Origin of the sequence: Yoonia rosea, assembly GCF_900156505.1 — a bacterium.
GTDB classification, from domain to species: domain Bacteria; phylum Pseudomonadota; class Alphaproteobacteria; order Rhodobacterales; family Rhodobacteraceae; genus Yoonia; species Yoonia rosea.
This window is the reverse complement of the sequence record NZ_FTPR01000004.1, coordinates 204,239-221,021: the sequence shown is the minus strand read 5'-3', so window position 1 is coordinate 221,021 and position 16,783 is coordinate 204,239. Positions and strand designations below refer to the sequence as shown.

At 57.6% G+C, this 16,783-nt stretch carries 23 protein-coding genes; 10 read left to right on the top strand and 13 right to left on the bottom strand.

The window, feature by feature from the left end:
* The first annotated feature begins 49 nt into the window (after positions 1 to 49).
* Entirely contained in the window at positions 50 to 508 is a 459-nt protein-coding gene (locus B0B09_RS17305; protein ID WP_076661126.1) for an NUDIX hydrolase, read from the top strand.
* A gap of 156 nt (positions 509 to 664) precedes the next feature.
* On the opposite strand, the gene B0B09_RS17300 is transcribed toward B0B09_RS17305, so the two are convergent.
* On the bottom strand, positions 665 to 1,273 hold the full coding sequence (locus B0B09_RS17300) for a GcrA family cell cycle regulator (RefSeq protein ID WP_055296022.1): 609 nt from the start codon (positions 1,271 to 1,273) through the stop codon (positions 665 to 667).
* Positions 1,274 to 1,485: 212 nt separating this feature from the next.
* Here B0B09_RS17300 and B0B09_RS17295 point away from each other — a divergent pair, with 212 nt between their 5' ends.
* Complete coding sequence (locus B0B09_RS17295) at positions 1,486 to 2,280, top strand: ABC transporter permease (protein ID WP_110550010.1); 795 nt, start codon at positions 1,486 to 1,488, stop codon at positions 2,278 to 2,280.
* Here the strand turns inward: B0B09_RS17295 and B0B09_RS17290 are convergent.
* Complete coding sequence (locus tag B0B09_RS17290) at positions 2,277 to 2,690, bottom strand: hypothetical protein (protein WP_076661125.1); 414 nt, start codon at positions 2,688 to 2,690, stop codon at positions 2,277 to 2,279. The two genes, B0B09_RS17295 and B0B09_RS17290, sit on opposite strands and share 4 nt — an antisense overlap.
* Before the next feature lie 58 nt (positions 2,691 to 2,748).
* Positions 2,749 to 3,633 (bottom strand): DMT family transporter, encoded by an 885-nt coding sequence (locus tag B0B09_RS17285; RefSeq protein WP_076661124.1) that lies wholly within the window; start codon positions 3,631 to 3,633, stop codon positions 2,749 to 2,751.
* A 259-nt stretch (positions 3,634 to 3,892) separates the two neighbouring features.
* On the opposite strand from B0B09_RS17285, the gene B0B09_RS17280 reads away from it, so the two are divergent.
* The 4 genes from B0B09_RS17280 (at position 3,893) to rimO (ending at position 7,989) form a co-directional block, all read left to right on the top strand.
* The gene (locus B0B09_RS17280; RefSeq protein ID WP_076661123.1) at positions 3,893 to 5,074 is read left to right on the top strand and encodes an aspartate aminotransferase family protein; all 1,182 of its coding nucleotides are present in this window, start codon (positions 3,893 to 3,895) and stop codon (positions 5,072 to 5,074) included.
* On the top strand, positions 5,067 to 5,549 hold the full coding sequence (locus tag B0B09_RS17275) for a GNAT family N-acetyltransferase (RefSeq protein ID WP_076661122.1): 483 nt from the start codon (positions 5,067 to 5,069) through the stop codon (positions 5,547 to 5,549). Before B0B09_RS17280 ends, B0B09_RS17275 begins: the two co-directional genes overlap by 8 nt.
* A 38-nt stretch (positions 5,550 to 5,587) precedes the next feature.
* Positions 5,588 to 6,493, top strand: a complete 906-nt coding sequence (argF, locus tag B0B09_RS17270) for an ornithine carbamoyltransferase (protein WP_076661121.1) — start codon at positions 5,588 to 5,590, stop codon at positions 6,491 to 6,493.
* Between the two features lie 101 nt (positions 6,494 to 6,594).
* A complete protein-coding gene (gene rimO / locus B0B09_RS17265; protein WP_076661190.1) occupies positions 6,595 to 7,989 on the top strand; it encodes a 30S ribosomal protein S12 methylthiotransferase RimO in 1,395 nt (464 codons plus the stop codon).
* Position 7,990: 1 nt separating this feature from the next.
* Here rimO and B0B09_RS17260 read toward each other — a convergent pair whose 3' ends face one another.
* The 4 genes from B0B09_RS17260 to B0B09_RS17250 all read right to left on the bottom strand — a co-directional run bounded on the left by B0B09_RS17260 (position 7,991) and on the right by B0B09_RS17250 (position 10,333).
* Positions 7,991 to 9,349, bottom strand: coding sequence for a hypothetical protein (locus B0B09_RS17260; protein WP_076661120.1), 1,359 nt, complete (start codon positions 9,347 to 9,349; stop codon positions 7,991 to 7,993).
* A 169-nt stretch (positions 9,350 to 9,518) separates the two neighbouring features.
* A complete protein-coding gene (locus tag B0B09_RS18045; RefSeq protein ID WP_165689347.1) occupies positions 9,519 to 9,659 on the bottom strand; it encodes a hypothetical protein in 141 nt (46 codons plus the stop codon).
* Between the two features lie 77 nt (positions 9,660 to 9,736).
* Positions 9,737 to 10,096 (bottom strand): YigZ family protein, encoded by a 360-nt coding sequence (locus B0B09_RS17255; protein WP_076661119.1) that lies wholly within the window; start codon positions 10,094 to 10,096, stop codon positions 9,737 to 9,739.
* A 15-nt stretch (positions 10,097 to 10,111) separates the two neighbouring features.
* Positions 10,112 to 10,333: a hypothetical protein gene (locus B0B09_RS17250; RefSeq protein ID WP_076661118.1), complete on the bottom strand. Its 222-nt coding sequence runs from the start codon at positions 10,331 to 10,333 to the stop codon at positions 10,112 to 10,114.
* Between the two features lie 157 nt (positions 10,334 to 10,490).
* Between B0B09_RS17250 and ppk2 the strand changes: the two genes are divergently transcribed.
* Positions 10,491 to 11,345 (top strand): polyphosphate kinase 2, encoded by an 855-nt coding sequence (ppk2, locus tag B0B09_RS17245; RefSeq protein ID WP_084190897.1) that lies wholly within the window; start codon positions 10,491 to 10,493, stop codon positions 11,343 to 11,345.
* Positions 11,346 to 11,472: 127 nt separating this feature from the next.
* Here ppk2 and B0B09_RS17240 read toward each other — a convergent pair whose 3' ends face one another.
* The 3 genes from B0B09_RS17240 to B0B09_RS17230 all read right to left on the bottom strand — a co-directional run bounded on the left by B0B09_RS17240 (position 11,473) and on the right by B0B09_RS17230 (position 12,771).
* Positions 11,473 to 11,727, bottom strand: a complete 255-nt coding sequence (locus B0B09_RS17240) for a DUF6455 family protein (RefSeq protein WP_055296032.1) — start codon at positions 11,725 to 11,727, stop codon at positions 11,473 to 11,475.
* Positions 11,728 to 11,798: 71 nt separating this feature from the next.
* Positions 11,799 to 12,329: a hypothetical protein gene (locus B0B09_RS17235; protein WP_076661117.1), complete on the bottom strand. Its 531-nt coding sequence runs from the start codon at positions 12,327 to 12,329 to the stop codon at positions 11,799 to 11,801.
* Between the two features lie 82 nt (positions 12,330 to 12,411).
* Positions 12,412 to 12,771 carry a diacylglycerol kinase gene (locus B0B09_RS17230; RefSeq protein ID WP_076661116.1) on the bottom strand — a complete coding sequence of 120 codons (360 nt, stop codon included), beginning with the start codon at positions 12,769 to 12,771 and terminating at the stop codon, positions 12,412 to 12,414.
* Between the two features lie 136 nt (positions 12,772 to 12,907).
* Between B0B09_RS17230 and trhA the strand changes: the two genes are divergently transcribed.
* Complete coding sequence (gene trhA, locus B0B09_RS17225) at positions 12,908 to 13,546, top strand: PAQR family membrane homeostasis protein TrhA (protein ID WP_076661115.1); 639 nt, start codon at positions 12,908 to 12,910, stop codon at positions 13,544 to 13,546.
* Here the strand turns inward: trhA and B0B09_RS17220 are convergent.
* Entirely contained in the window at positions 13,543 to 14,247 is a 705-nt protein-coding gene (locus B0B09_RS17220) for a M48 family metallopeptidase (RefSeq protein WP_076661188.1), read from the bottom strand. The two genes, trhA and B0B09_RS17220, sit on opposite strands and share 4 nt — an antisense overlap.
* A gap of 150 nt (positions 14,248 to 14,397) precedes the next feature.
* Between B0B09_RS17220 and B0B09_RS17215 the strand changes: the two genes are divergently transcribed.
* Positions 14,398 to 14,631 carry a DUF8831 family protein gene (locus B0B09_RS17215; protein WP_055296036.1) on the top strand — a complete coding sequence of 78 codons (234 nt, stop codon included), beginning with the start codon at positions 14,398 to 14,400 and terminating at the stop codon, positions 14,629 to 14,631.
* Between the two features lie 6 nt (positions 14,632 to 14,637).
* Positions 14,638 to 15,735 carry a histone deacetylase-like amidohydrolase gene (locus B0B09_RS17210; protein WP_076661114.1) on the top strand — a complete coding sequence of 366 codons (1,098 nt, stop codon included), beginning with the start codon at positions 14,638 to 14,640 and terminating at the stop codon, positions 15,733 to 15,735.
* A 157-nt stretch (positions 15,736 to 15,892) separates the two neighbouring features.
* Here the strand turns inward: B0B09_RS17210 and B0B09_RS17205 are convergent, their stop codons facing one another.
* Together B0B09_RS17205 and B0B09_RS17200 are read right to left on the bottom strand one after the other, a co-directional pair.
* Positions 15,893 to 16,126, bottom strand: coding sequence for a hypothetical protein (locus B0B09_RS17205; protein ID WP_131825043.1), 234 nt, complete (start codon positions 16,124 to 16,126; stop codon positions 15,893 to 15,895).
* Positions 16,127 to 16,292: 166 nt separating this feature from the next.
* Positions 16,293 to 16,739 (bottom strand): hypothetical protein, encoded by a 447-nt coding sequence (locus tag B0B09_RS17200; protein ID WP_076661112.1) that lies wholly within the window; start codon positions 16,737 to 16,739, stop codon positions 16,293 to 16,295.
* Positions 16,740 to 16,783 lie beyond the last annotated feature (44 nt).

Sequence of the window (16,783 nt, the reverse complement as noted above, 5' to 3'; positions counted from 1 at the left end):
TCGCTCTGTGTTATCAAGAACGTAATAAAAATACGCCATTGGCAGGTATATGAGTAATCTTGACCGCTCTTTTTGGACGGGCCGCGAGGTCCGTGTCGTTGATCCGACTGCAATTGTGCAGGTCGGCGCGCTTTGCCTGCGCGACGGAAAGGACGAAAAAGAGGTGCTTTTGGTGAAATCCTCGCGTGGGCGCTGGATCGTGCCCAAGGGTTGGCCGATGGACGGCCACACCGACGCCGAAACCGCCAAGATCGAAGCCTGGGAAGAGGCCGGATTACGCAAAGGCAAGGTCAGCAAAGCCCCGATTGGCGGCTACGTGACCGAGAAACGCTTTGACGACGGACGGGTCGCGCCCTGCCATGTCAGCGTGTACCGGATCGACGTGAAACAGATGACCAAAACCTACCCCGAAGCGGGCCTGCGCAAGCGCAAATGGGTGCCGCTGAAAAAGGCGATCAAGAAAGTCGATGATGTGGGTTTGCGGGCGTTCTTGGGCGCGCTGAAGTAGGCTTTGCGCGATGCCTCGCAAGTGGCCGCAATCACTTCGTAGCATCGACCATTTTTTCCGACATTCAAACGCGTCTCGCAGAACGCAAAAAGCCGCCCCTGAGGGCGGCCTTTGCGGCGAGGGCAAATCATGATCTGCCTTATACCGTACATCACCTTAGCGGCGGCGGTCGCGGCGCGAGGACATCGGCTGAAACGCCACGCCGACGTGGGCTTCGCAATAGGGTTTGCCTTGCTGCACAGCCAATCCGCAGAACCAGAAATCATCGGTGGCAGGATCGCCAACCGGCCATTTGCAGGTCTTTTCCGTCAGTTCCATCAAGGTCAACTTCTTGGCAGTCTTTTCGACTTCACTGACTTTGGCCAGTGCTTCGGGGCTGATTTCATTGGCCGACGGCTGTGGCGGCAAAGGTTGACCGGCCGGAATGATCGCGCGGCGCGCGGCAGAAATCGGAATGCCGTTCTCGTCAAGCTCGGGCTCTTCCTTGGGCGGCGTCGAAGCGGGCGCAGCCTTGGGCTTGGGTGCTGCTGCCGGTTTCGCTGCAGGTTTGGCCGCAGCGGCAGGCGCTGCCGCCGGTTTTTCTTTCGGCGCTGCCTTGGCGGGCGCCCCGGCCGAGCCTGCCCTGTTGGATAATCCCAAACGGTGCACTTTGCCGATCACTGCATTGCGGGTGACCCCGCCAAGTTCTTTGGCGATCTGGCTTGCGGACTGGCCTTCGCCCCACATCTTCTTGAGCGTCTCAACGCGCTCGTCTGTCCAGGACATATCTGTTCCTTTGGTTTTTCGGCAGGGATCCATGATGCACGGATCAGGCCTTATTGGTCAACTTGACCTTATATTAAACACTGCGGCAGGTGATGTGAAGGCAGTGGAGTGCCTTTTCGCAATGTTATAACGAGCAGCGCCCCCCGAGGGCTGGCCATCCGCGCGAAAACCACTATGTCAGGGCGCGACAAAGGAAGACTATAATGCAAGATATGAACCAGATGGGCGTACGGCGCTTCGGGCGCGTGAATTGGCTTGGAACCTGGACTTTGGTCCGCCGCGAGGTCAGCCGGTTCATGAATGTCTGGTCGCAGACTGTCATGGCCCCCTTGATCAATGCGGGCCTGTTCTTGTTGATATTCACCATCGCTATCGGATCACAACGTGGCGATGTGATGGGCGTGCCGTTCATGGTGTTTCTGGCGCCCGGCATCCTGACCATGACGGTGATCCAGAACGCGTTTGCCAATACCTCATCCAGCCTCGCCTCTGCCAAGGTGCAGGGCAATATCGTCGATACGCTTATGCCGCCTTTGTCAGCGGGAGAGTTGGTGACAGGCTACATCGGCGGCGCCGTGGCGCGCGGTGGTTTGGTCGCGATTGTGATTGCGGCGGGGTCGGCTCTATTTCTGGGCGTGGGAATGGAAGCACCACTCTGGGTCATCGTCTTCGTGCTGCTTGGGTCCATCCTGATGGGCGGCTTGGGGATGATTGCGGGAATCTTTGCCAATAAGTTCGACCAGCTTTCCGCGATTTCCAACTTTCTGATCACACCTTTGGCGTTTCTGTCAGGCACCTTCTATTCGATCGAGGCGCTGCCGCCATTCATGCAAACCCTGAGCCATGCGAACCCGTTCTTTTATATCATCGACGGGGTGCGCTTTGGGATGATCGGGGTCAGCGACAGCAGTCCTTGGCTGGGGCTTGTGGTGGTGACGGCGGCCTGTGTCGTGGTGTTGGGTATCTGTTTGCGCTGGATGCACACAGGCTATCGCCTCAAGGCCTAAGAGACCTCGCGCACCGGTGTGCCGCGCTCTGCCAGTACGGCAATCAAGGTGTCGATATCTGGCAGATCACCCGAGAATATGTCCTCTACGGTGCCATCGCGGTAAACAATCGCAACTTCGGTATCCAGACCTGCCTCGCTGACACGCAGGTAGGCGATATCATCAAGCGGGATCGGCCGCGGATCGCGCCATGCGGCAAGCGTCAGATGGTCTGAATCAATCCGAACGCCAGACACAGGTTGCGGTAGCAGCATCCAAGCAATCAACACTGCACCGATGACCCATGCAAGCGCCTGCAACTGCGTGGCTTCAAAGTAAAAGATGGCAACAAGAAGCAAAATCATCCCGAGTAAGGCAAGCCAGATAGGCCCCTTGCTCGGTGCGCGGCGGTACTCGTAAACATCACTCATTTATTCATCTTCTCCCAGAAGATGGCATTACTGTGTCCAAGCTAAAGGGGCCGCACGTTTAACGCAAGAAGCGGACCCGCCGTTCGCGCCACGCGAGAAGCGATGCGCCACTCAGAATAATAAGCGCGCCAAGGATGCTTATCCAGTCCGGCCAGACATCGAAAAGCAACAGATCATAAAGACCGGCAAAGATCAGCGTGACATAGCTGAAAGGTGTGATGAAGCTCGCGTCTGCACGTGCCATGGCGTTGACAAAGCATGCCTGTGCGGTGGCCATCAACACACCCAAGGCGGCCAGCGCGCCCCATTGTGCGCCTGTCGGCGGCGTCCAGACGGGCAGAACGGCCAGTGTCGCGATGCACAGCCCGATGGCATTGTTGATCAGCAAGATCTGAAACCCCGGTTCGCGGTTGGCCAGTTTCTTGATGAAGATCAGCTCCATCCCCATCAAAAACGCGGCCCCCAGCGCCAGCAGACCAGCCAGCTGAAAGCTCTCCGGTCCGGGCCTGAGCAAGATCAGCGCACCAATCAAGGCAGTGCCGGCGGCACCCCAGCGCCACGGCCCCACCCGTTCGCCCAGCAGCGGAATAGCAAGAAGCATACCGAACACAGGGTTGAGAAAGCTGATCGCCGTAGCATCTGACAGCGGAATAAACGCCACGGCGGAGAACATGAAGGTCACGCCACCCCAGCCAAAGAGCGTCCGGCCAAAATGTAATTTCAGGTTCGGCTCTGCAATCCTCGGCCGCAGCACTGCTGCCGCTGTCGCAATCGCGATAAATGCAAACAAAAAGCGGCCATGGCTGATTTGCAAAGGGTGTAAGGGCGGGCCCAAAGTATCGGTGCCCAACGATTTCGCCATGACCATCGTCGCCGCAATAAACGCGGTCGCCGTCATCATGAAGGCAATAGCAAGAGGCGGGTTGGCGGCACGCAGGGTCATGTGCCGCTCATTGAACCTGTTCGCACAACCGCGCAAGACAGTTTGTCACGCCAGAACAGACAGTACTGCTTTTTTTTGCAGCTTCCCTTGGGGCAGAAACTGCGCTACGTTTTTCGCATGATGAACCGTGCAACAGTTGAGATCCGACGCCGACGCTAACCTGCGCCGCCCTTTGTCACGTCCATCATAAATCCCTAACATTATTGACAGCCCTCGCTTGGTCCTGCACCAATCGGGCTTACCTTCAAGGAAGATCGCCATGATCCCATCTATTCTGCCGACCTACGCACGCGCGCCGCTGACTTTCGTTTCCGGCGAAGGCTCTTGGTTGACGGAAGCTGATGGACGACGCTTTCTCGATCTGGGCGCGGGAATTGCGGTGAATGCGCTGGGGCATGCCAACCCCGCTCTGGTTGCGGCACTGACCGCACAGGCACAGGCGCTGTGGCATGTGTCGAACCTTTATAACATTCCCGCCCAGCAACAGCTGGCCGATGCGCTGGTCGCGCAGACTTTTGCCGATACCGTGTTCTTCACCAACTCGGGCACCGAGGCCTGCGAGTTGGCCGTCAAAATGGCCCGCAAATACTGGTACGACAAAGGCCAGCCCGAACGGACCGAGATCATCACCTTCACGGGGTCTTTCCATGGGCGCTCCAGTGCGGGGATTGCGGCAGCCGGTTCCGAGAAGATGGTCAAGGGCTTTGGTCCGTTGCTTCCCGGTTTCACCCATCTGGAATTTGGCGACCATGATGCCCTGCAAGCTGCAGTGTCCGACAAGATCGCGGCAATCATGGTCGAGCCAGTGCAGGGCGAAGGCGGCATTCGTCCTTTGCCCGATGTCTGCCTGAAGGGGCTGCGCGATCTGTGCGACCAACACGGCATCCTGCTGATCCTTGATGAGGTGCAATGCGGCATGGGCCGGACCGGTAAGCTTTTTGCCCATGAATGGGCGGGTATCAGCCCTGATATCATGATGGTTGCCAAAGGCATCGGGGGCGGCTTCCCGCTCGGGGCGGTGCTGGCCACGGAAAACGCGGCATCCGGCATGACGGCAGGCACGCATGGGTCCACCTATGGCGGCAACCCTCTGGCCTGTGCTGTGGGTGCCAAAGTCATGGAGATCATCGGCGACGACGCGTTTCTGGCCGAGGTCAACCGTAAGGCCGGTATGATGCGCCAAAAGCTCGAAGGGCTGGTGGCGGCATATCCCGATGTGTTCGAAGCCGTGCGCGGATCGGGCCTGATGCTTGGTCTGAAATGCAAGGCCACAAATAGCGATGTCGTCACGGCAGGTTTTGCCCAAGGGGTGCTGACCGTGCCTGCCGCGGACAATGTCGTGCGCTTGTTGCCCGCGCTTAATATCACTGACGCCGATATCGCGCTGGCGGTGGACAAGCTTGATGCTGCGGCATCCCATGTAAAGGAGGCCAATGCGTAATTACACGTTCCGCCCCCTGACCGAGGCAGACCTGCCTTTGATGCGCCGCTGGTTACAGACGGCGCATGTCAAAGTCTGGTGGCCCGATGCGGACAAGCAAATTGCGCTGATGGAAAGAGACATGGACAGTGCCGCGATTGACATGCGGGTGGTGAGCCTGATCGACCACCCCTTTGCCTATATCCACGATCACGACGCCCGCGCCTTTGAGATGCCGCAATATGCGGACCTGCCGTTTGGCGCCCGGGTCATGGCCACCTTTGTCGGCGATAGCGATTTCATGGGACAGGGCCATTCTGTCGGCTATATCGAAGGGTATATCCGCAGCCTGCGTCTGAAATACCCCATGGTGGCCGTGGCGCCGGGGACGACTGACACCCGCACCATCACAATCTATAAACAGGCCGGTTTCATGAACCGACGTCTGACCACGACAGCCGAAGGACGCCTTGTCCAGGTAATGACCCATCTCTGAACTGACTGGTCGGAAACGGCCCAACAAAAGCGAAACACATGACCCATTTTCTTGATATCCATACGACCCCCACCGATGCGCTGCGCAACATCATCGACAATGCCAAAGCGATGAAAACCGCCCGCGCCGGTCTGCACAAGGGCACGCCGGATGCGGATCAGCCGCTCGCCGGGCATATGGTGGCGCTGATTTTTGAAAAGCCGTCAACAAGGACCCGTGTGTCCTTTGACGTGGGTGTGCGGCAGATGGGCGGGCAGACGATGGTGCTGTCTGGGGCGGATATGCAACTGGGCCATGGCGAGACGATTGCCGATACCGCACGTGTGCTGTCGCGCTATGTCGACCTGATCATGATCCGCACATTCGAGGAACAGACCCTGCTGGATATGGCCGAATACGCCACGGTGCCGGTCATCAACGGGCTGACCAACCGCACGCACCCTTGCCAGATCATGGCCGATATCATGACGTTCGAGGAACATAACGGCCCCATCAAAGGCAAAAAGGTTGTCTGGTCGGGTGACGGCAACAATGTCTTTGCCAGCTTTGCCCATGCCGCCAAACAGTTCGAATTCGATCTGGTGTTCACAGGCCCGCCGCCGCTTGATCCTGAACCTGCGCTCGACGGGCTATATACAACCGTGCGCGATCCCAATGAGGCGGTGCAGGGCGCTGATCTGGTGGTGACCGATACGTGGGTCAGCATGCACGATCCGCAATCCGCACGCGAACGGCGGCACAACCAGCTGCGCGGCTATCAGGTGAATGACGCGCTGATGGCCAAGGCCAAGGATAACGCGCTGTTCATGCACTGCCTGCCCGCCCACCGCGATGACGAGGCGACCAGCAGCGTCATGGACGGGCCCCATTCGGTCATCTTTGACGAGGCCGAGAACAGGCTGCACGCACAAAAGGCGATCATGCGGCACTGCCTTGGGGTCTGAAGGCCCAGCCGATTAGCGGACGACGCCTGCGGCAGCTTTGGCTTGAGGCTTAGGTCAACACCCCCATTCCCAACACCTCCGCCCCGCGCTATATGCGGCGCATGACACAGAACCCGCCAAACCTCCGCCCAGACCTCGCCCCCAAGGCGCGCCTCACCGATACCCCCCGCGCGGGCCAGCCGACGATCGGTATGGTCAGCCTTGGCTGCCCCAAGGCATTGGTTGATAGCGAACGCATCCTCACCCGCCTGCGTGCCGAAGGTTACGCCATCAGCCCTGATTATGCGGGGGCCGAGGCCGTGATCGTCAACACCTGCGGGTTTCTGGATAGCGCCAAGGCCGAAAGCCTTGATGCGATTGGCGAGGCGCTCAAGGAAAACGGCAAGGTCATCGTCACCGGCTGTCTGGGGGCCGAACCCGATTACATCCGCGAACACCACCCGCAAATTCTGGCAGTCACCGGCCCGCATCAATACGAACAAGTGCTCGATGCTGTGCATGGCGTGGTGCCGCCCGCGCCCGACCCGTTCATTGACCTGCTGCCTGCCAGCGGGGTGAGCCTGACACCGCGCCACTACAGCTATCTAAAGATTTCCGAAGGCTGTAACCACAAATGCAAATTCTGCATCATCCCCGATATGCGCGGACGGCTGGCATCGCGCCCGGCCCATGCGGTGCTGCGCGAGGCGGAAAAGCTGGTCGAGGCCGGCGTGAAGGAACTGCTCGTCATCTCACAGGACACATCCGCCTACGGGCTGGACCGCAAGTATGATCTGAACCCGTGGAAAGACGGCGAGGTGCGCAGCCATATTACCGACCTGACCCGCGAGTTGGGGCAACTGGGGGCATGGGTGCGCCTGCACTACGTCTACCCCTACCCGCATGTGCGCGATCTGATCCCCATTATGGCCGACCCCGCCAACGGTGTGCTGCCCTATCTGGATATCCCGTTCCAGCACAGCCACCCCGATGTGCTGCGGCGCATGGCGCGGCCTGCGGCAGGGGCAAAGACGCTGGACGAGATCGCCGCATGGCGGACAGAATGCCCCGATATCACCCTGCGTTCGACCTTTATCGTCGGCTATCCGGGTGAAACCGAGGCCGAATTCCAGCACCTGCTGGACTGGCTGGACGAAGCACAACTCGACCGCGTGGGCTGCTTCCAATACGAAAACGTGGCCGGTGCGCGCTCCAACGCTCTGCCCGACCATGTGGCGTCCGAGGTCAAACAGGACCGCTGGGACAGGTTCATGGAAAAGGCGCAGGCGATCTCGGCGGCGAAACTGGAAGCTAAAGTGGGCCGCACGCTTGAAGTGATCGTGGACGACATCGACGAAGACGGCATCGCCACCTGCCGCACATGGGCGGATGCGCCGGAGATCGACGGGAACCTGTTTATTGATGAAGGGGCCGAGGGGTTGGCCGTGGGGGATGTGGTCAAGGTCGCGGTTGAGGAAGCGGGGGAGTATGACTTGTGGGGGGCTTTAAGCGAATAGCCTACAACTCTCCTGCCTCTTCTGTTGATTGCTCTTCCAGTGCCTCTACCGACACATCCGAAGCGTCTTGTCTGTCAGCTTTGATCTTTGGCGCCGAAGGTCGCCATTCAGTCAAGGACTGGCCGACATCTTGATAGAATTGTGGAACCACTGTTTCGAGATCAGTGATGAAGTTAGCTTGCTGGGTAAATCGGGCCCCTAACCTTTTTGCGTTGAAAATAAAGAAGGAAAGGACCTGCAAGTTTTCCTTTCCGACTTCGCATATACTTACGTCTTCGAGTAACTCCTTGACCGTGAATTGCGTGTCTTCGCTGCGCCCGGGCCACGTCATACGAACATGAAGATCATCAATTTGATCCGTGTTTATTTGACGAAGCAGCCAATTCGCACGTGCCTTTGATGATTTCCGATCACGAGGCGCGCTGAGGGTCATACCAATGTCAATCGTACGTCTTTTCAAATCTGCGCAGATTTCCAAAGGTGCGGCCGCGTTAGGAATATCAAAGACCGCTTTCAGACATTGAGTATCGCGTAGGACTTCGAGCGCCTCTTTATCTCGCAGAGCAATATCGCTTTGATGCGCTCGCTTGATACGCTCGCTGACCGAGGTTTCCGTTTGTCGTGACAGAATAAGAGAGAGGTCTTTGGTTTCTTGGTGCCATGCTCCTACAACAATCTGCGCTTCATCGGATCGTTGCGTGATTTTTCCACCTGCAGAAACAAGTCTGTTCAGTTCAGGCCATTCGGCTGGCATACGGGTGAAACCACGAACACCGGCACTCTCGTGTGTTAGGAACCTACGCAATTCTCGCAAGAGCAAAAGCTGGTCTGAATCGGCAACGGATCCATTGTTGATCAAGAGATCAGCTTCGGTCACGATAAACATCCAAGACCAGTGATAAACTGGAATTTTTGATTTGCTTTTCTGCACCTCACGCATCGGATGATTTGTTGGCAACGACGTAAACTGGTTTGAAATTGTAATCACGCAGTCAATGTCATTCGCTTTGGCAATGCTACGATACTTTTCGATCTGATCGGCGTTTAGCTCTGCTGTCCCAACTTTTGTCTCCAGCAGGGCCCGCCATTCTTTGTTGCCGTTCTTGAGTACAATCAGACCATCTGGCCGATCATTCTTTGCGTCTTTCTCACCTTTGAAAACAACCTCTGTGAAACAATTCAGCGTCGCTCGCTTCCCAACTTTAGAACCAACGGACTTCAACAATTGTAACGCGAATTCATCAACACTCGATAAACATGACAGGAAAATTGATGTGGTACGGCCTTCTTTCGATGTGTCGGCCAGAACCGGGAATAAACGAGCAACTTCACCTTGCTGCAGATAATCAGGTAGTTTCATTAATTATTCTCCAACTCGCCTCAAACCTTTAGGCACACTGTCATAGAACAATCCAAAGTTGTCAATTTTGTACCGCTGCCCGCCCGTCCCCCAAAAAACAAAAGGCGCATCACTCACATGACACGCCTTCGCACATAGTCATATTCGGCAGGGTTGCCCCCGCAGCCCGTTAGCTCTTGGCGGGGGCCTTTGCTTCTGGTGCTTTCGCATCAGGCTTGGCCGCAACCGTTTCAGTCTTTGGCGTTTTCACGGCCGCATCGGGTGTCTTTTGTGTGCTGAGGTCTTTGAAGGACATGGTGATCCCTTTCATAGCGCCGTCCCACAATAGGGCGGCTCTGATACAGGTGACTATGCCCAACCCGCTTTACAAGCCCCGCAGGTCGGGGTTCACCCCGACACCCCCATCGCGTCCAGATAAACCCTCACCGCGTCCTGCACGCGGCGGAACCGGTCACCGCCCAGCTTCACGCCGCCAAACCACCGTGTCACCACGATGATGTGGCCTTCCAGCCCCTCGCGCTCCAGCATCCGCAGGATGACCATGCCTGCGCCGCTTTCGCCGTCGTCATTTTTCAGGGGGCCGTCGGGCAGCAAAACCGCCCATGTGTTATGGGTCGCTTTGGCGAATTTCTTGCGGCGGCACAGCGTTTTGACAAAAGCGCGTGCCTCGTCCGCTGACGAAACAGGACCACCTGCGACCGCGTATTTCGAGCCGCGGTCGCTCAGTGCATTTTCGATGATCCTCAGGACCTTGTCCTCAGATCAGGAAGTGACCTCACGCGCAGCGCCATGGCTGCACCCGCTGCCTTGGGCAGGCACAACCGACTGGGATGTGGATGCACAGGCGGCGGCGCTCGCATCCCATGCGGTGCCTGCAGGGCAGGTCTGGGATTGCGCGACAGGCTCTGTCGGGGTCGGAAGGGTGGTATCTTGGGCAAAAGCTGCCGCTGGCAGCATCGCAAAGGCAAGTACTGTGAGACGCATAATGTCCTCCTACGGTGATTGCGTGAAAGAATGGTAGCCCATCTCGGCACTTAATCAACCGGCGCAATGTCACAGGCTTGACTCACGTCAAGGCAAAACCGCCCCGGCCCTGCTACGCTCTGGCCAAGCGAAAAAGGAGAGTGACGTGAAAGATGCCGTGATAAACGCCGATCCCAAACAGCCTGTACGCCGCAGAGAAGCAAGCCTGCCGAAAATGGCCCGCCGGCCCTATGAGGCGGAAAAGGCGGAACTACAGGCCGAGCTTTTGAAGGTCCAGCTTTGGGCGCAAGAGACCGGTCAGCGCTTTGTGCTGTTGTTTGAAGGGCGTGACGCCGCCGGTAAGGGCGGCACGATCAAGCGCTTCACCGAACACCTCAACCCCCGTGCCGCCCGCGTCGTGGCGCTGAACAAACCCACCGACGAGGAACGCGGCCAATGGTATTTCCAGCGCTACATCGCACACCTGCCCACCTCGGGCGAGATGGTGCTTTATGACCGCAGCTGGTACAATCGTGCGGGCGTGGAAAGGGTGATGGGGTTCTGCAAACCCGAAGAATACCTTGAATTCATGCGCCAGACGCCCGAGCTGGAACGGATGCTCACCCGTTCGGGTATCCGCCTTTACAAATACTGGTTCTCAGTCACGCAGGCCGAACAGAAACGGCGCTTTGACGCGCGTGAGACCGACCCGCTCAAGCAATGGAAACTGTCCCCGATCGACAAGGCAAGCCTTGATAAATGGGCGGATTATACCGAAGCGAAAGAGGCGATGTTCTTCTATACCGACACCGCCGACGCGCCATGGACCGTGGTGAAATCCAATGACAAGAAACGCGCGCGCCTCAATTGCATGCGGCATTTTCTGTCAACGCTGGATTACCCCGGCAAGGATCACACAATCGCCCAAGCCCCCCAGCCCGAGATTGTCGGCAGTGCGCAAAAGGTGATCCATCGTGCAGAGCATATTCTGGGCACCGCGCTGCATCCGGACACGCGCAAGGTAAAGGCCTGACGGCCAACTGCGGGCATAGGATATCCGCCAGTCTTACGCCCGTGCGCAGCATTTCGTCCTTTGGAATGACAAAGATGTCGCACAAGGCCTTGTGCGATCATCCGTTCAAGATCTTACCCTGTGTCGCTCAATCCTGCCGCAGCACTGCAAACATGTCGCGATTTTCACAATAGTCGGGGGCGTGGTCCAACTTTGGTGCATCCGCCAGCAGACGGTCGCATTTTCCGACCTGTGTGCACCCTCGGCAACTGGTGATCATATCGGCGTATTCGTCGATGTTGATCCTGTTTTCATCCAGCGCGGTCGACAGATCGACCTCACAGGCATCGGCCATTTTGATGACACGCCAGAAATGTTCGCGTGCGTCGCCCAAGGTTTGCATCTTTGATCCTCCGATTGCGGGTAATGCTCTGATAGCATCCCGCCGCAACCGGCACCTTGCGCTAGATCAAGTCAGTAGGATGCGGCCTTTCCAGTGGTGATCGCCTGCACCAGCGACGCCTCGGCCCAGGTGTCGCGACCGCCGCGCATCCGGATTTCGGTCAGTTGCGCCTGCGCCAACACCATATCGCCAGAGGCAACATATCCCTGCCCCATGTAGGACCGCGCCAGAAGGTTGTTCGGGTCGGCGGCAAGTGCCGCATCATAATAGGCCATGCCAAGATCGACGCGGCCTGCCTTGCGGTGGTTGAAACCGTAATAGGTCAACGCCAGTGGAGCTTGCGGGTTTTCAAGCGTATCCAGCACATCAAGAGCCGCCTGATAATAGCCCGCGTAGGCCAGTTCACGCACATCATCCAGTCGCGCGCTATCGTCATTTGTACTCTCTGCGGGGTCCATGCAGCTTTGGGTCGCCAAGTCAAAGACCTGTCCGTCGGCACATTCCGTCGTTGTCTCGGATGGTGTCGGGGGCGTGTCGCTCCCGCCACCTGCCGCAACGGCAGCTATCGGGAACAGGGCAAGGGTCAATGTTGTCAGGCGCATCGGTCTCTCCATTATCGTTTGAATACCAGTTAGCCCGCGACACGCCTTTGAAAAGAGCGCCCCCAAAAAGTCGCAAAGGCGGCTACCACAAGAGGCCCACGATCACACAGACCCAGGCAACACCAACCCCGATAGCCGTCACCGCCACAGCCGCCGACCCACAATCCTTGGCCTGCCGCGCAGCGTCGCGTTTTTCTGTGCTGATATCATCCACAACACGTTCGATCGCAGTGTTCATACATTCGGCGGCCAGTACGATGATCCCGCCCATCAACAGCATCCCCCGTTCGCCCGCCGAAAGCGGCAATAGGAATGCCAGCACACCAAAGACCAGATTCGCCACGAGCCATTGCGATAACGACCCTTCTGTTTTGTACACATGGGCAAATCCGTCCCAAGACCAGATTGCCCGTTGCCTGACCCGCAAAACCTGTTGCCACATAATCTTAACCTTTCGCGATCTAGACTGAGACTGCGCCATCAGGCTGCGGCTGCCAAGGCCCGCTCTGACCCAACGGAACATTTGACCGAACAGGCGAACCGACTACCCTCGACTGATCACCAAAAAGGTATCTCATATGTATCCCACCTACGCCCGCTCGGAACGTATCGCTGATGGCACAATGCATGCGGTGGGCGTGTTGGGTGCGATCACAGGGGCCATTGTGCTGATCGTCTGGTCGCTTGGCACAGCAACGCCCGGACAGATTGCTGCGATTTGCGTCTACGGCGCCACGCTTATCGCCACATTCGTCGCCTCGGCCTTTTATCATATGACCCCGTGGGAAGGGATCCGCCCGCTCCTGCGCCGCTTTGATCACGCCGCCATCTATCTCAAGATTGCCGGCACCTATACGCCGCTTGTCGTGATGATCGGCAGCGGCTTTGCTTATGTGATCCTCGCGATCGTGTGGGGGCTGGCTGTGATTGGCATGACACTCAAACTCTTTTTCTGGCAAACGCCGGGGCGGTTCGGGCCGGCGCTCTACCTGATCATGGGCTGGCTGAGCCTTGCCCTTGTCTGGTCGCTCTGGCCCGTCGTACCTGCATCCGTGATGGTACTGATCGCTATCGGCGGTTTGCTCTACACAGCGGGCGTCCCCTTCTATGCCAGCGAAACGCTGAAGTTTTCGACGGCGATCTGGCACGGTTTTGTTGTGACCGCGTCAGGGTGTTTCTTTGCCGCCATCACAATTGCCATGGCGACACTGACCTAAAGCCCTGCCGCGACCCTTTGCACGGTGCGTACGCGGTCTGCGTTGGGCGGGTGCGTACCCAGAAAACGATCTCCCGGATCAGGAATGCGGAAGAAGAACTCTGCCCCCCGCAGCGGATCAAATCCAGCCGCCGCCGCGATCCGCGTGCCCAGCGCATCAGCCTCCAACTCGAACTCCTTCGAATAGGTCCGCGCCCCCACAGTGGCCCCGATCCGTTGAGCGCTCTCGATATCCGCAGCACCCAGCGCACCGGCCAAAGCACCCACCAAGAGCCCGCCGACAGCAGCGTTCTGCTGCTGGCGCGCAATATGCCCGCGAATATGGTGTGCCGCCTCATGCGCCATAACAAAGGCCAGCTCATCGCGGTTACGTGCCTCGGCAATCAACGGCACCGTAAAGCCGATCACCGGACGCCCTGCGCGGTCGAGGGTCTGAAACGCATTCACCCCGCGTTCTGCACGGGTATCTATGACGATCTGAAAATCGCAATTGGATTGCTGTCCGCTTCTGCGGCAAAATTGCTCGGCCACCGGTTTTACGCGGCGCACGACAAAGTCGAAATTCTCGACCGCTTGCCGCTGGGACAGGCGCGGCGCTACCGGTGCGGCCGCTTGCACCACCGGCTGTGGTGGTGGCGCCTCGACCAGCACCGGGGAACAGGCGCTGATAACCGCGCAAAGAACAAGGGGCAAAAAACGGATCATGAGGCTTTCACTGACAACTAACTTTCCAAGATAGACTAGCAGTTACGTGGATGACGGCAACTGCGCACGCAAGCACATGGCACAAGAACGCGCATGACAGGGCATTGCGCAATTGTAAGCCCGCAAATCCCAAGTTAGGCTAACCCCATGTTTACAATCGAACACGACTATGATGCCACCGTTGTCACCCTGGTTGACGAAGGTGCTGCCCCCCTGAAAGAAGACGTCATCATCAACGCCTTTGATGATTGCGTCACAATATCCCAGTTTGATCCGCGCACCGATGAGGTAGTCCGCATCACGCTGTCGCTCACGCAATTGCGCGATCTTGAAGCGGCGCTGGATCTGCCGGAAGGCATCTATCAACTGCGCAAAGGCTAGCAGCACATGACCACAGGTTTCTTTTGGGACGAACGCTGTTTCTGGCACGGGGGCGGCAACTACGCTGGCATGCTGCCTGTGGGTGGGCTGGTGCAACCGCTGGACGGCGGCCTGCCCGAAAGCCCCGAAACCAAACGCCGCCTGAAGAACCTGATCGAGGTCACAGGGCTGGCCAAAGACCTCGCCATGCAAGGTGCCACGCCTGCCACGCACGAAGACCTGCTGCGCATTCATCCTGCGCATTACCTTGATGAATTCAAAGCCCTCTCCGACGCAGGCGGCGGCGAACTCGGGCGCCGCACGCCCTTTGGTCCCGGCGGCTATGAAGTGGCGGCGCTGTCCGCAGGCCTCGCGAAAGCCGCCCTTGCCGCCGTGCTGCGCGGTGAACTTACCAACGCCTATTCCCTCTCGCGCCCGCCCGGCCACCACTGCCTGCCGGACTATCCCAACGGGTTCTGCCTGCTCAACAATATCGGGATCGCGATCGAGGCTGCAAAGGCGGCAGGGCTGGCAAGCCGCTTTGCCGTGCTCGATTGGGACGTACACCATGGCAACGGGACTGAGGCGGTCTTCTACGACCGCGCCGACGTACTCACCGTGTCGCTCCATCAGGAGCGCAACTACCCTATGGACACAGGCGCCTTTACCGACCGTGGCACAGGTGCGGGCAAAGGCTATAACCTCAACATCCCCCTTCCCCCCGGCACAGGGCACGCGGGCTATCTGGCCGCGATGGAGCGCCTCGCCCTGCCCGCCATCCGCGATTTCGCGCCGGATGTGCTGATCATCGCCTGCGGTTTTGATGCCGCGGCGAACGACCCGCTGGGCCGGATGCTGGCCACTGCCGAAACTTTCCAGATGATGACAGCCCAAGTCATGGCGCTTGCGGGTGATGTCTGCGACGGCAAACTGGTGATGGTCCACGAGGGTGGCTATTCGGAAACCTATGTCCCCTTCTGCGGCCACAACGTCTTACAGGAAATGTCCGGCAGCAAAGTCACCGCCCCCGACCCCTTCGCCGAGGTCTTCCCCCTGCGCCAGCCGGATGCACGGTTTGATGCGTTCGTGGACAATTGGCTGGCCGAGATGAAAGCCGTACTCTAGGGAGATGCCTTAAAACTGTTGCGTGCCCAGCGCTACGCAGGCGAAATCAACACAGAAGCCAAGCAGGTGCCCGCAAAGCTGACGTCAGTCCGCTCAACACCTTAGCGTAAGTTATCAAATGCCTTGCCGAATATGTGGGCTCTTTTGGCACCAAGTCCTATCTGCCGTCATTGAGTTCTTTGATCAGACCCGAAATGATAAAAAACCCCAGCGCCATTAGAGCCATGCCGCCAATCTTAAATGTAAAATCAATACAGAAAGCGATTGCCCCGCCGGACGGCACATCGAGCCAACCTATGATCTCCCATGCTAATAGCTGAAAACCATAGGCGAACGCACAAACAACGAAACCTACGACAACGCAGGCACTGAAATACTTAAGTAACCTCATTGATATACTACTCAGTGATGTTCGCTGCCGGATGAAGTAAACGTGGACCCCTTCGTTCAAACAGTCGTTTTTCTATGCATCCTTAAATTCAACAATGATGGTCAAATAAGCAGTGGTTATCCTCGGCCTACAAGGAAATTCTCTCTTAAATGATGACTGCAACAGCTTAGTTCGCTTCAATCATTGACCATGCCATTCGTACAATGCAGAAATGCTGTCTGGCGAGATCGGGCCGCCATTTCTCGCGACACCCTACTGCAATATCCTGCATGATCGAACTTGAGACCCTTCCGTCATAACGACTCGCTAAATAAGGGAAGTCTGCAAAAGCGTCGGTCTGTTCGTCAAAGCAGTCAGCTACAAACGACCAGTTCAAACCCGATCGATCGATACAGAGGTCTAATAGAACTTGGTCCATTGCATCCCCATCATCATATGACACCATCACTTCGTCATAACCATCACGTTCACCAAAAAGGCATAATTCCTGAAGTTCTTGCTCTTGCGGCCAGTCTTCGGCGCACATTGCACGAACTTCGGCTTCATCGAATTCAACCGCAGAGGAAACCGTCGCAAACAGTGTAAACACGTACGTTAGCAAAATTCGCTTCATTTGAGGCTCCCATGTCTTGTGCCTACCAAGTGGGGATATTCATG